Annotated in this window: 12 protein-coding genes; 11 read left to right on the top strand and 1 reads right to left on the bottom strand. The window is 49.0% G+C overall.

Annotated features, from left to right (window positions below; all coding sequences use genetic code 11):
- Positions 1-40 precede the first annotated feature (40 nt).
- Positions 41-367: a YHS domain-containing protein gene (locus tag GWC94_RS13440; RefSeq protein ID WP_161835528.1), complete on the bottom strand. Its 327-nt coding sequence runs from the start codon at positions 365-367 to the stop codon at positions 41-43.
- 254 nt (positions 368-621) lie between these two features.
- Between GWC94_RS13440 and GWC94_RS13435 the strand changes: the two genes are divergently transcribed.
- From GWC94_RS13435 to GWC94_RS13385, 11 genes are all read left to right on the top strand, one after another.
- Positions 622-3,489: an outer membrane beta-barrel family protein gene (locus GWC94_RS13435; protein ID WP_161835527.1), complete on the top strand. Its 2,868-nt coding sequence runs from the start codon at positions 622-624 to the stop codon at positions 3,487-3,489.
- 364 nt (positions 3,490-3,853) lie between these two features.
- Positions 3,854-4,567: a GNAT family N-acetyltransferase gene (locus GWC94_RS13430; protein WP_161835526.1), complete on the top strand. Its 714-nt coding sequence runs from the start codon at positions 3,854-3,856 to the stop codon at positions 4,565-4,567.
- A 14-nt stretch (positions 4,568-4,581) separates the two neighbouring features.
- Positions 4,582-5,793 carry an argininosuccinate synthase gene (gene argG / locus GWC94_RS13425; RefSeq protein ID WP_161835525.1) on the top strand — a complete coding sequence of 404 codons (1,212 nt, stop codon included), beginning with the start codon at positions 4,582-4,584 and terminating at the stop codon, positions 5,791-5,793.
- Positions 5,790-6,134 (top strand): cupin domain-containing protein, encoded by a 345-nt coding sequence (locus tag GWC94_RS13420; protein WP_161835524.1) that lies wholly within the window; start codon positions 5,790-5,792, stop codon positions 6,132-6,134. The genes argG and GWC94_RS13420 overlap by 4 nt, the downstream gene beginning before the upstream one ends.
- A 70-nt stretch (positions 6,135-6,204) precedes the next feature.
- Positions 6,205-7,188, top strand: a complete 984-nt coding sequence (gene argC, locus GWC94_RS13415) for an N-acetyl-gamma-glutamyl-phosphate reductase (protein ID WP_161835523.1) — start codon at positions 6,205-6,207, stop codon at positions 7,186-7,188.
- A gap of 235 nt (positions 7,189-7,423) precedes the next feature.
- Positions 7,424-8,593, top strand: coding sequence for an aspartate aminotransferase family protein (locus tag GWC94_RS13410; protein WP_161835522.1), 1,170 nt, complete (start codon positions 7,424-7,426; stop codon positions 8,591-8,593).
- Positions 8,594-8,720: 127 nt separating this feature from the next.
- Positions 8,721-9,689: a Rossmann-fold NAD(P)-binding domain-containing protein gene (locus GWC94_RS13405; RefSeq protein WP_161835521.1), complete on the top strand. Its 969-nt coding sequence runs from the start codon at positions 8,721-8,723 to the stop codon at positions 9,687-9,689.
- 6 nt (positions 9,690-9,695) lie between these two features.
- Complete coding sequence (gene argB, locus GWC94_RS13400; RefSeq protein WP_161835520.1) at positions 9,696-10,478, top strand: acetylglutamate kinase; 783 nt, start codon at positions 9,696-9,698, stop codon at positions 10,476-10,478.
- Positions 10,475-11,545: a M20 family metallo-hydrolase gene (locus tag GWC94_RS13395; protein WP_161835519.1), complete on the top strand. Its 1,071-nt coding sequence runs from the start codon at positions 10,475-10,477 to the stop codon at positions 11,543-11,545. Before argB ends, GWC94_RS13395 begins: the two co-directional genes overlap by 4 nt.
- A gap of 17 nt (positions 11,546-11,562) precedes the next feature.
- Positions 11,563-12,897 (top strand): argininosuccinate lyase, encoded by a 1,335-nt coding sequence (gene argH / locus GWC94_RS13390; RefSeq protein ID WP_161835518.1) that lies wholly within the window; start codon positions 11,563-11,565, stop codon positions 12,895-12,897.
- 114 nt (positions 12,898-13,011) lie between these two features.
- Positions 13,012-13,788: an FKBP-type peptidyl-prolyl cis-trans isomerase gene (locus GWC94_RS13385; protein ID WP_161835517.1), complete on the top strand. Its 777-nt coding sequence runs from the start codon at positions 13,012-13,014 to the stop codon at positions 13,786-13,788.
- The last annotated feature ends 87 nt before the right edge of the window (positions 13,789-13,875 follow it).

Genomic DNA, 13,875 nt, shown 5'->3' with positions numbered 1-13,875 from the left:
TTTCAACTGGCAATTGACCATTGGCAATTACTCCACCAGTTTATTTATGTGTAAGCTCTGCCGCCGCTATCAGCGCATCGGGATTCTTTGCAAAACTTTCCTTGCACTCTTTCGAGCAGAAACCCAGTACATGGTTTTTGTAATGCGCGGTGTCTGAAATACCGGCAGACACAGGCATGCCGCAGGCAGGATCCTTTTTATTATCAACCAGCAGGTGATCGAAAAGGATGGTGTCTGTTTTCATGGTCAGGGTGTCTTTTACCGGCTTTTCTTCTTCTTTTGGCCGGGCCGAAGAACATGCGATAAACACGGCAGTGCCAAATACGGCAGCGATCAATAAAGCGGGGTGGGTTGAAAAATGTTTCATAAGCTAGGATATAATTAGTTGCCCAAAATTAATGGAATCGCTTAGCGTATAACAATAGGGTTTGTTAATAATCCCCAATAATCCGGAGAAAACCAGTGTTCACCGAATACGCAAAACCCTACCTATGAGCCGTAGATATTCACCGATTAAAAAATGAACAAGCCCAGCTATCATATTAGCTTTCCGTTTGTCTTCAAAACACTGAATCCCAAAGCGAAGGCCCGATACTTTCGTAAACACATATATGGCCCTTTATGACAAAAATTTTTGCTCTTTTAACAGTCATTTTTCTCGGCGGTTCCGTTGCTGCGCAAAATACCGCCACTGTTAAAGGAAAGTTAATCGATTCTACGAGCAAACAATCGCTGAAAGATGCAACGGTAACCGTACTTGATGCGCAGGATTCAACGCTGGAAGTATTTGGCCTGGCCAAGGCCGACGGCAGTTTCTCTATCAGTAATATATCTTTTGGCGAACGCCTTCTGCAGATAAAATTCCAGGGTTATGCATTGATCTCACGTAAGATCAGTTTTTCAAAGACCAATGCCAGTCTCGACCTCGGGGCTATTTATATGACACCGGAAGCAGAAGACCTGGGCAATGTTACGGTCAGGCAGTCGGTGATACAGATGAAAAAAGATACGCTGGAGATGTCCGCTTCCGCGTTCAAGACAAAGCCCAATGCGGTTGCGGAAGACCTGCTGAAAAAAATGCCGGGCATGGAAGTGGCCAAAGATGGTTCCATCAAATCGGGTGGCGAAGCAGTACAGCGGATACTGGTTAACGGAAAACGTTTTATGGGCGATGATCCCAAACTGGCCACGCGCAACCTGCCGCCGGATGTGATCGATAAGATACAGGTGTTTGATGACCTCAGCGACCAGTCCAAATTTTCCGGGTTTGACGACGGAAACCGGGTAAAGACGATCAATATCACCACCAGAAGGGATGTGCGCAAAGGCCGTTTCGGCAAATTTGTAGCGGGTGCGGGCACGGATGGTGTGTACGACGAAAGCATGAACCTGACCAATATGAACGGCGATCAGCAGATCACGCTGGTGGGGCAGGGGAACAATATCAACAAAACCAATTTCAGCGGACGTGATATCCTCGGAGGAGGTGCACGCGGCGGTAATTTTGCCGGCGGTGGCTTCGGCGGCGGTAACCGCGGCGGCGGTGGTTTTGGTGGTGGCGGCGCCAGCAGCTCGGGCATCACCGAAAACTGGGCGGGCGCTGTGAACTACCGCGATGTATGGGGCAAAAATGTAGAGGTATACGGCAGTTACAAATATGAAAAGCCACATGCCGCCATTGAAACAAGAAGCAATATCGTGAATACGGTCACTCCCGATTCCAGCACGGTCAACGACCAGCTGTCTTCATCGCTAAACAGAACAGAAACGCATACGTTCAATTTCAACATGGAGGCCAGGTTCGATTCGATGAACTCGCTGATCTTCCGTCCCAATCTTACCCTGCAGAACAGTACGCCCGCATCCAGTTCTTCCACCTCTATGATCGGCGGCAAGAACGGTGTAGCGATCAACCGATCGGTTAACAATACGCAGAGCAGGTCAAACGGCTTCAATATCAATGGCGCCAACCTGCAGTTGCGTCACCGGTTTGCAAAAAGAGGGCGCACCATTTCACTCGATCTCGGTTTCTCAGCAGGCCATACCAATGGCGAAGGGTATAACTATGCCATCAACTCATTTTACCAGCCCTTTGTAAAAACCGATACCATCAACCAGTTCTATGTTGATTCATCCCGGTCGTTTGCATTTAACCCAACGCTGTCCTATACCGAACCGCTCTCAAGAAACTCGATGCTTGAATTCAGGTATTCCTATTCCTATAATGAGAACAATTCCATCAACAAAACATACCGTTTCGACAACACATCCGGTAAGTTCTCGCGTTTCGACAGCCTGTTCAGCAATTCGTACGATTATACAGCCAACTCCAATAATGCAAACCTGAGTTACCGTTTGCAGGGAACGAAATTCAATTTCAACATAGGCACGGGCCTGCAGTTTATGAGCCTGTTAAGCAACAATACCACGAAGCATGTGATTGTAGACCGCAGCTTTGTGAACTTTACGCCTACGGTTAATTTTATGTATAATTTCAGCCGTACGCATGCGCTGCGCGTGTTCTACAACGGCCGTACCGGTCAGCCCAGTACCGCGCAATTGCAGCCGATACTGACCACATCGGATTCCATCAATTTCCAGCAGGGTAATCCCAACCTGAAACCGCAGTTCACCCACTCCCTCCGCGTGCTGTATAACTCGTTCGATCCGTTTACCCAGCGCATCATCTTTGCCACGGTAAATGCCAGCATGGTGCAGAACGATATACAGTCTTCCGTTGTACAGGCGGCAAACGGCGGCAAAACAACCACCTATGTGAACCTGAACGGCACCTACAACCTGCAGGGCACTTTTATGTACGGGTTCCCGATCAAGTCGCCAAAATCAAACCTGCAGTTCACCACCAACCTGTCGTATTCGCAGCAGCAGTCGCTGCTTACCAATGCCAAGTACAACAGCGCCAGCAGTTACTCCCGCAGCACACAGGTATCGGAAAGCATCAAATGGACCACCAACCTGGCCAATCATTTTGATATGAACCTGAATTATACTTTCATGTATAACCCCGTGAGGAACACGCTGACGCCAACACAGAATTCAAACTATACCACGCAGACCCTGGGTGCCGATTTCACCCTGTATTCGAACAATGGCTGGCTGCTGGCAAGCGATTTTGATTATACCCATTATGGCAACCGCGCCCCGGGATACAACACAACTGCCTTCCTGGTAACGCCCTCCATCGCAAAGCAGTTCCTGAAGAACAAGGCCGGAGAGCTGCGCCTGACCTGTTTCGACATCTTCAAACAGAACACATCGATCAGCAGCAGCATCAGCGGTACGCAGAACATCAATACAAGAACCAACACGCTTACCCGTTATTTCCTGCTCACGTTTACGTATAACCTGCGTTCGCTGCTGGGTGGCCAGCAACAGCGCGGTAACATGCCTCCGGGAATGATGCCCGGTATGCGCATGGGCGGCGGAAACTTTGGCGGCGGCGAGTTCAGAAGGGGCGGCGGGGGATAATGCCGGCAGAAATAACCGTGCACAAAAAAGCCGTTTTACAGAGGTAAAACGGCTTTTTTATGTGCATAGCTAACAGTCGTTAACGAAAAATTTATAAAAAAAACCGCGAAATAGTATAAAGAATGATAATTTTACATCCCATTTACAGATGAACTGTACAGTGAAACAGACATTCGTCCATATCAATCAAAGGTTTAGCGCTTCTCAAACTGCAGAAGAAGTGATGGCTAATAGTTTGCCGCGACCTCGACGCGGGTTCTGATAGGACGAGCAACTGGCAATTGCCCCTATCAGTGGAAATTCTCCCGGATCGGTACAAACACGCTGGTGTTATTCTTTTCACACATTTATTAATCATTACAAGTTGGAAGATCAGATTATTGTTCGTGTAGCGAATAGTGGCGACGCCCATTATGCACAGACCATAACCGATGAAATGGAGTCTTCAGCCAAGGCCCGTGGCACAGGCATTGCCAAACGCAGTCCGGATTACGTGGCGCAGAAAATGAATGAAGGCAAAGCGGTGATAGCCCATATGCCCGATGGAACCTGGGTTGGCTTTTGTTATATCGAGGTGTGGGGACATGAAGAGTTCGTGGCTAACAGCGGTTTGATCGTATCTCCCCCGTTCCGTAAAAGCGGTATCGCGAAAAAAATCAAACAGACCATCTTCAATCTTTCACGTCAGAAATACCCCAGCGCAAAAATATTCGGGTTAACAACAGGGCTCGCCGTGATGAAGATCAACAGCGACCTGGGCTATGAACCGGTTACCTACAGCCAGCTCACAGATGACGACGAGTTCTGGGCAGGCTGTAAAAGCTGCGTGAATTACGATATACTGATGAGCAAAGAGAGGAAGAACTGTATGTGTACGGCGATGCTGTACGACCCTGCGGATCATTACGAGCCGCATGAGACTTCTGCGGAATTCAAGCAGAATTCAAAACTGTATGAACGTTTCATGAAAGCGAAGCAGAGCAAACTGCTGAAATGGTTTTTTAAAAAAGATGCAGAAGGCAACGGTGGCAACGGCAGCGGAAAAAAATCATTGTTTCATTCCATTTTTCATTTTTGATAAACTGACTATTTATGGCGGACAACAAACAGGGCGGTGTGGTAGTGCTGGGGTTCAGCGGCGGACTGGATACTTCATTTTGTGTAAAATACCTGACAGAAGATAAAGGCTATGAAGTGCATAGCGTGATCGTCAATACCGGCGGTTTCAGCGAGGAAGAACTGGTGCAGGTGGAGAAACATGCCTATGCACTGGGCGTAAAAACACATACCACCGTTAACGCGGTACAGTCGTATTACGACAGTATCATCAAATACCTGGTATACGGCAATGTACTTAAGAACAATACCTACCCGCTAAGCGTAAGCGCTGAAAGACTGAGCCAGGCGCTGCATATTGCAGAACACGCCAAAAAACTGAACGCCATCGCCGTGGCGCACGGCAGCACCGGTGCAGGTAACGACCAAGTAAGGTTCGATATGATTTTTCATATCATGATACCGGGCGTGGAGATCATTACTCCCATACGCGATCTGAAACTGAGCCGCGAAGCGGAGATCGAGTACCTGAAGAAAAAAGGAGTGGATATGAACTTCGCAAAAGCGGCCTATTCCATCAATAAGGGGCTCTGGGGCACCAGCGTTGGCGGAAGGGAAACATTGCAGTCCAAAGGCATGCTGCCCGAAGAAGCATGGCCTACGCAGGTAACCAAAACAGGAACGGAAGAACTGAAACTCGGGTTTCATAAAGGAGAACTGGTATCGGTAAACGACCAGTCCTTTGATCACCCTGCCAAAGCGATCCAGCACCTCCAGACCATTGCAGGCCCTTATGGCATCGGCAGGGATATTCATGTGGGCGATACGATCATCGGTATCAAAGGCCGGGTAGGTTTTGAAGCTGCGGCGCCGATGGTGATACTGAAGGCACACCATGCATTGGAAAAACATGTGCTCACCAAATGGCAGCTGGGCTGGAAGGACCAGCTGGCGCAGTTCTACGGTAACTGGCTGCACGAAGGACAGATACTCGACCCGGTAATGCGCGACATCGAAGCATTCCTTGCCAACTCGCAGGAAAACGTAACCGGCGAGGTATTTGTACAGCTCTATCCCTACCGTTTCCAGGTAATCGGCATCGAATCGAAATTTGACCTGATGAGCAGCAAATTCGGAAAATACGGCGAAATGAACAGTGGCTGGAGCGGTGAGGATGTGAGAGGATTCTCCAAGATATTCGGTAACCAGACATCGATCTATCACAACATTAAAGAAACGGAAAAATGATAACTGTTTCCAAAGATCAGCCGCTGAAGCATTACCAATGGGGTAATGGTTGCGACGGGTGGAACTTTGTAGACAGTCCGGCCTTATCGGTAAAACAGGAGAGAATGCCAGCCGGCACGGCGGAAGCATTGCATTATCACCGGCACGCGCAGCAGTTCTTCTTTCTGCTGAAAGGGGAAGCCAGTTTTGAAGTGGAAGAAAAACATATCCTGGTTAAGGAAAACGAAGGCTTGCACATAGAACCCGGCACAAAACACCGGATCATCAATCATACACAAACGGATATTGAATTCATACTGGCATCGCAGCCTTCGGCTGCTGGTGACAGATACAATATATAGTTATAAGAATCGCTTGAGAAGCTAAGTTCACCGGAAGCGATTCCGGCGGCAAATGCAAAAAAGACAAAAGATGAAAAAGATCAAAGCAGGTATTGTAGGCGGTGCAGGTTATACGGGCGGAGAAATGATCAGGTTACTGATCAATCACCCGCAGGCAGAGATCGCATTCATCAACAGCAGCAGTAACGCAGGCAATCCTGTGACCAGGATACATGCAGATCTTGCCGGCGATACGGATATGCTGTTCACCGACAAACTCAGTAATGATATCGATGTGCTGTTCCTCTGTGTTGGTCATGGCGATGCAAAAAAATTCCTTGACCAGAACCCTGTGGCAGACAATGTGAAAGTGATCGATCTTTCGCAGGATTTTCGCCTGAAGAGCCGCGATACCTCGGGTGAAAACAGAAAATTTGTATACGGTCTGCCCGAACTGAACCGGGAAGCCATCAGGGACGCAAAAAATATTGCCAATCCCGGTTGTTTTGCCACCGCAATCCAGCTTGGGCTGTTACCGCTTGCCAAAAGAGGCATCCTGGGCGAAGTGTACACAACAGGCATTACCGGTTCAACAGGTGCGGGACAGGGATTGAACGCCACATCTCATTTCAGCTGGCGAGCCAACAATGTACAGGCATACAAAACACTGCAGCATCAGCACATCAACGAGATACACCAGAGCCTGCGGCAGTTGCAGGAGGATACAAAGGCGCATGTGCATTTTGTGCCCTGGAGAGGAGATTTTGCACGCGGTATTTATGTTACCTCTATCGTGCATTGTGCATTGGATGTGGCCGAACTGCAAAGTATGTATGAACTGTTTTATGCAGGTCAGGCATTTACCCATGTACTTGATAAAATGATCGACCTGAAACAGGTGGTGAATACCAACAAATGCCTGATTCATATAGAAAAACAGGGCGATAAACTGGCAATTCATTCGGCGATAGACAACCTGCTGAAAGGAGCCAGCGGCCAGGCCGTGCAGAACATGAATCTCCTGTTTGGCTTTGATGAGACCACGGGATTGCGTTTGAAACCGGCCGCTTTTTAGAGGCAGTCCCGCCGTTGTTGGTCGCTGCCGTTGCTGGTCGCCCGACCAGCAAACCAGGGTGCGGCGGTAAGCCAACTGAATTTGAAAAGGGTTATCGGCATAGCTGTTGGTCGCCGGACCAACAACCTGGATGCGTCGGCAAGCGAACAGAATTTGAAAAGATTTATGCGGCATAGCTGTTGGTCGGGCGACCAACAGCGGCAATAAAAAATAACAAACACCAATAATAGCGAACATGAAACTCTTCGACGTTTATCCACTCAACAACATCGCCATCACAAAGGCCAAAGGCTCTTATGTATGGGATGAAAATGGTACGCAGTACCTGGATATGTATGGCGGTCACGCAGTGATCAGTATCGGCCATACACATCCGCGATGGGTAAAACGCATCGAAGACCAGCTGGAGAAGATCGCATTCTATTCCAATTCGGTGATCATACCGATACAGAAAGAACTGGCCGACAAACTCGGCAAAGTAAGCGGCAAAGCCGATTACCAGCTTTTTCTATGCAACAGCGGCGCAGAAGCCAATGAAAACGCACTGAAACTGGCTTCTTTCTGCAACGGAAGAAAAAAGATCATTGCATTCAGTAAGTCTTTTCACGGAAGAACTTCCCTCGCAGTGGCTGCAACCGATAATCCCGCGATAGTGGCGCCCGTTAACCAAACGGATAATATAATCTTCCTTCCCTTTAATGATGAACAGGCATTGCAGGAATGTTTTGAGAAGCAGGGCAATGGGATTTCATCTGTGATCATTGAAGGCATACAGGGCGTGGGCGGCATCAATGTTGCCGCTGACTCATTCCTGAAGCTGATCAGGCAGCTATGCGACCAGCATGGCGCGGTATTTATTGCCGACAGCGTGCAATGCGGTTATGGCAGGAGCGGTGAATTCTTTTCGCACGATCATGCCGGCGTGAATGCAGACATTTATACCATGGCAAAAGGTATGGGTAACGGGTTTCCTGTTGCAGGCATACTGATCGCTCCGCATATCAAACCAAAATTCGGTATGCTTGGCACTACATTCGGCGGTAACCAGCTCGCCTGTGCGGCCGCGCTTGCTGTACTGGAAGTGATCGAAGATGAAAAACTGATAGAAACGGCAAAAGAACTGGGTAACTACCTTATGGAAAGCCTGAGACATATAGACGGTATTCAGAACGTGCGCGGCAAAGGCCTGATGATCGGGTTCGATACCACCGAGGAATTGAAGAACCTGAGAAAAACACTGCTGACCGAATACAGGATATTCACAGGCGAAGCCAAACCCAATGTTATCCGGCTGCTGCCATCACTTGCCGTCACCCGCGAGCAGATAGACAGTTTCCTCGAGGCATTGCAGGAAGCCATTGTGTCGCTCAGGGCAGAAAGTGTAGGGCTTAATGCCAACACCTGAGCAGCTACGGAAGACGATGTCTAAAAAAAACGGCAGTGGTTGCAGCAATGGACACAGCGACCGGAACCGCAGCTGGAATAGTTTATCAACTGTTTTTTGAATTTTTACTTTTGAATGTTACATTACCATGAACCAGTTTATCTCCGTAAAAGACGTTACCGATATCAATGCGCTCGCAAAGAAGGCATTGATGTATAAGGCCAACCCCTTTGCAGACAGGCAGCTTGGCGCCGATAAGCGGATCGGGTTGCTGTTCCTGAACCCCAGTCTGCGCACGCGTCTGAGCACGCAGGTGGCGGCGAAGAACCTGGGTATGGAAGCCATCGTTTTCAACGTGGACAAAGAGGGATGGGCGCTGGAATTCGAGGAAGGCGCCATTATGAGCGGCAATACCGTGGAACACGTAAAAGATGCAGCGCCGATACTGGGTCAGTATTTCGACATTCTCTGCATACGTACATTCCCCTCGTTAAAGAATAAGGAAGACGACTACAGCGAAATGTTTATTAACCAGTTTATCAGGTATGCAGGAGTGCCGGTGGTGAGCCTCGAAAGCGCTACACTGCATCCCCTGCAGTCCCTTACGGATATTGTTACCATCACCGAAGCGCTGCAGCAGAGAACGCTTAGGGGCAAATCGAAACCGAAGATCGTTCTTACCTGGGCGCCGCATATAAAAGCATTGCCGCAATGCGTTGCCAACAGCTTTGCACAATGGATCAACGCCTGGGGCGAAGCGGATTTTGTGATCACCCACCCGCAGGACTATGAACTCTCGGAAGTGTTTACCAAAGGGGCTTTCATTACACACGATCAGGACGCTGCATTGAAAGATGCTGATTTTATCTATGTAAAGAACTGGAGCACCTTTACCGATTATGGTAAAGTGTACGAGAACGACCCGGAATGGATGCTGACAGAAGAAAAACTGAAACTCACCAACAACGCAAAAGTCATGCATTGTCTGCCCGTAAGGCGAAATGTGGAATTAAGCGATGAGGTGCTGGACAGTGCGCACAGCCTGGTAACCAAACAGGCAGGCAACCGCGTATGGGCGGCGCAGGCGGTATTGAGCGAAATACTGAAACATAAATAAGCAAACTTGGAAACACTGTATATTATAAAGATCGGCGGCAACATCATTGACAGGGAAGAGGCTTTGCATGCATTCCTTGCCTCGTTTGCCAGTCTGCCCGGCAAAAAAATACTGGTGCACGGCGGCGGCAAACTGGCCACACAGCTTGCGCAGAAAATGGGTGTTGAACAGCAGATGGTGGATGGAAGAAGGATCACCGATGCCGAAACCCTCCGGATCGTAACGATGGTTTACGCCGGGTACATCAATAAAAATATCGTAGCCCGTTTACAGGCAAACGGCGCAAACGCCATCGGTCTTTCCGGTGCAGATGCCAACCTGATCAGGGCACACAAACGCCAGCATCCCTCGATCGACTACGGTTTTGTGGGCGATATTGATACCGTGAACGAAAAATTTCTTCGCAGCGTTCTCGAGCAGGACCTGGTAGTGGTAGCGGCACCTATTACACATGATGGCAACGGAATTTTGCTGAATACAAATGCAGATACCATTGCACAGGAGATCGCAAAAGCGATGAGTACGAGCTACCGCGTACAGCTGATTTATTCCTTCGAGAAAAAAGGCGTGCTGCTGGATGTGGAAGACGATAACTCTGTCGTATCCCGGATAGACCCTGACGCCTACGCTGCGCTCAAACAGCAGCAGCGCATTTTTGCGGGTATGATACCCAAACTCGATAACGCTTTTTCGGCATTGCAGAACGGTGTTGATAAAGTGATAATCGGCAAGGCGGAAGAATTACACGAACTGATCGCGGGTACAACCGGCACAACCATAACCCAATGAATGACCAACTGACCATACTGAAGAAGGAAGCGCTTACATTGCTGCATAAACTCATCAGCACGCCTTCTTTCAGTAAAGAGGAAGATGCAACCGCCACGATATTGCAGACATACCTGGCGGAAAAAGGTGTTACTGCACAAAGGTACCTGAACAATGTATGGGCGGTTAACAGGTATTTTGACGAAAGCAAGCCGTCTTTGCTGCTGAATTCGCACCACGATACCGTTAAACCCAACAAAGCCTATACGCTCGATCCGTTCTCACCGATAGAGAAGGACGACAAATTATTCGGCCTTGGCAGCAACGATGCCGGTGGCTGCCTGGTTTCATTGATTGCCGTTTTCCTGCATTATTACAACCGGAACGATCTTGCCTATAACGTGGTGCTCGCAGCTACAGCGGAAGAAGAGATATCCGGTTTGAATGGCATTGAAAAACTGGTGCATGAACTGCCTGCCATCGCCTGCGGCATTGTTGGCGAACCTACCCTTATGCAGATGGCTATTGCCGAAAGAGGGTTACTGGTACTGGATGTAACGGCAACAGGCAAAGCCGGTCATGCGGCACGCGAAGAGGGCGAGAACGCACTGTACAAAGCACTGTCCGATATCGAATGGTTCCGGAATCATCGGTTTGAAAAAGTATCGCCATTACTCGGCGAAGTGAAAATGACCGTAACGGTGATCGATACGGAGAATAAAGCGCATAACGTGGTGCCGTCTCAATGTCATTTTGTAGTGGATACACGGGTGAATGAACTGTATACATTCGAAGAAGTGTTAAGTACCATTCAATCGCATGTTGCCGGCGAAGTGACGCCGAGGAGCACCCGGCTGCGTTCAACCTCCATACCGATGGATCACCCGCTGGTGAAAGCCGGACTGGCGCTGAATCGTACCTATTACGGCTCACCCACAACCAGCGATAAGGCATTGATGCCTTTTCCCACACTGAAAATGGGTCCCGGCGACAGCGCCAGGAGTCATACAGCCGATGAATACATCCACCTCGGTGAGATCCGGGACGGGATTGATTTGTATATTCAACTATTAAACCAGCTGCTGTAGCGGCGCCGATAAGCAACATGAAACTCTGGCAAAAAAATACGACGGTTTCTTCAGCGGTAGAACAGTTCACAGTGGGCAGGGACCGGGAGTTTGACCTGATGCTGGCACCCTTTGATGTGCTGGGTTCCATCGCACATGCAAAAATGCTGGCTTCGGTGGGGTTGCTGACAGAAAATGAATGCAGCTCGCTCGTAGCGGAATTGCGTACAATATATACGCAGATCGAAAAAGGCCCGTTTACCATCGATGAAAATGTAGAGGACATACATTCCCAGGTAGAGCTGCTGCTTACACAGAAACTGGGTGATACCGGTAAGAAAATACATTCTGCCCGCAGCCGCAACGACCAGGTGCTGGTAGATATCAAGCTTTTTCTCCGTAACGAAATCAGGGAGCTTGCCGAAGCGGTGCAGCCCTTTTTCGGATTGCTGCAGCAGCAAAGTGAGAAATACAAAGCCCACCTGTTTCCCGGCTACACACACCTGCAACTGGCCATGCCATCCTCATTCGGTCTTTGGTTCGGCGCCTATGCAGAAAGCCTGGTGGATGATATGATCACCTTACAGGGGGCTTACCAGGTGGTTAATAAAAACCCGCTGGGATCAGCTGCGGGATATGGCTCTTCTTTTCCGATCAACCGAACCATGACAACGGCGCTGTTGGGTTTTGGCAACCTGAATTATAATGTGGTTTATGCGCAGATGGGACGCGGCAAGGCAGAACGCATCACGGCAATGGCCCTGGCCAATATAGCAGATACACTGGCAAAGCTCAGCATGGATGCCTGTCTGTACCTGAATCAGAATTTCGATTTTATCAGTTTTCCCGCAGAACTGACAACAGGTTCAAGTATTATGCCGCATAAAAAGAACCCCGATGTATTCGAACTTATCCGTTCGCATAGCAACCGTATCAAGGCATTGCCCAATGAGATCATGCTGATGACCACCAACCTGTCCTCGGGTTATCACCGCGATCTGCAATTGTTAAAAGAACACTTATTCCCGGCGTTCCAGGCGTTGAAAGACTGCCTGTCGATGGCATCGCTGATGCTGTCGAATATAAATATTAAGGAAGACCTGCTGTCCGATAAAAAATACCAGTACCTCTTTAGCGTGGAGGAAGTAAATAAACTGGTGCTGCAGGGCATTCCATTCCGCGATGCATACAGGCAGGTGGGTATGGCTATCGAAGCGGGACAGTTTACCTACGATACAAAACTGCAGCATACCCATGAAGGAAGCATCGGCAACCTGCAAACCCAGGCAATCGGGGAAATGATGCAAAAGGCACTGGATGGTTTTTCATTCGGAAAAACGGATGTTGCGCTGAATGCATTACTGGGAAAATAGCAGGCGGGTCGGCCGTTCACCTTTTACAGGTAAACAGGCGCACCGATTTTAACCCTATTTTAGATTCCTCAACCTCAAAATATCGTTTCTTTGGCCCCTCAAATAAATACTTTCATGAAAAAGACGATCCTGTCAATAGGTCTTTGTACCGCGGTAATAGCCGCCGGTGCGCAAACAAAGAAACCGGCAACGGCAACAAAGCCTGCGGCTGCCAAATCAGCGGCGGCAAAACCCGCTACTACTGTATTCAAAAATAATATCGACAGCGCCAGTTATGCCATCGGCGTAAGTCTTTACCGAAATTTTGAGAGAGACGGTTTGGGCAATATCAATATTGCGCTTTTGCACAAAGCCCTTGCCGATATGCAGCAGAAGAAAAAACCGGCATTGGATGATGCTGCCATCGGCGCCTGTTTGGGTGTTTTGCAGCAGAAGCTGGGCGAGGCAAAAAATGCGGAATCGGAAAAAGCCAATGCGGCCAACGCGGCCAAAGCCGCTGTCAATCGTAAAGAAGCCGAGGCATTTCTTGCCACCAATGGCAAACGCGCCGGTGTGACAACATTGCCAAGCGGTATTCAGTACGAGGTTTTGCAAAAAGGAACCAGTGACCTGAAACCGACCCTGGACAGCACCGTAAAATGCAATTACAAAGGCACATTGCTCAGCGGCGAAAAATTCGATGCTTCGGAGGATCATGGCGGTGCTGCTACGTTCCCGCTCAAACGCGTGATCGTTGGCTGGCAGCAGGCGATCACCCAAATGACCGTAGGCAGTAAATGGAGGATTTGGATTCCGGCAGACCTGGGTTATGGCGACAACCCTCCTCCCGGAATTATCCAGCCCGGTTCACTGCTTGTGTTCGAGGTGGAACTGCTGGATATCAAGGAGTAGTCAGTCAAATTATTTTACAAAAGCCCCGCAACTGCGGGGCTTTTGTTTGGGAGTAAGTTCTGTTTCGCCGCGGAGACGCAGAAGGGG

The sequence above is a fragment of the Sediminibacterium soli genome, assembly GCF_009939225.1.
Classification (GTDB): Bacteria; Bacteroidota; Bacteroidia; order Chitinophagales; family Chitinophagaceae; genus Sediminibacterium; species Sediminibacterium soli.
The sequence above is the reverse complement of the archived record's forward strand: the minus strand, read 5'-3'. Positions and strand labels throughout refer to the sequence as shown.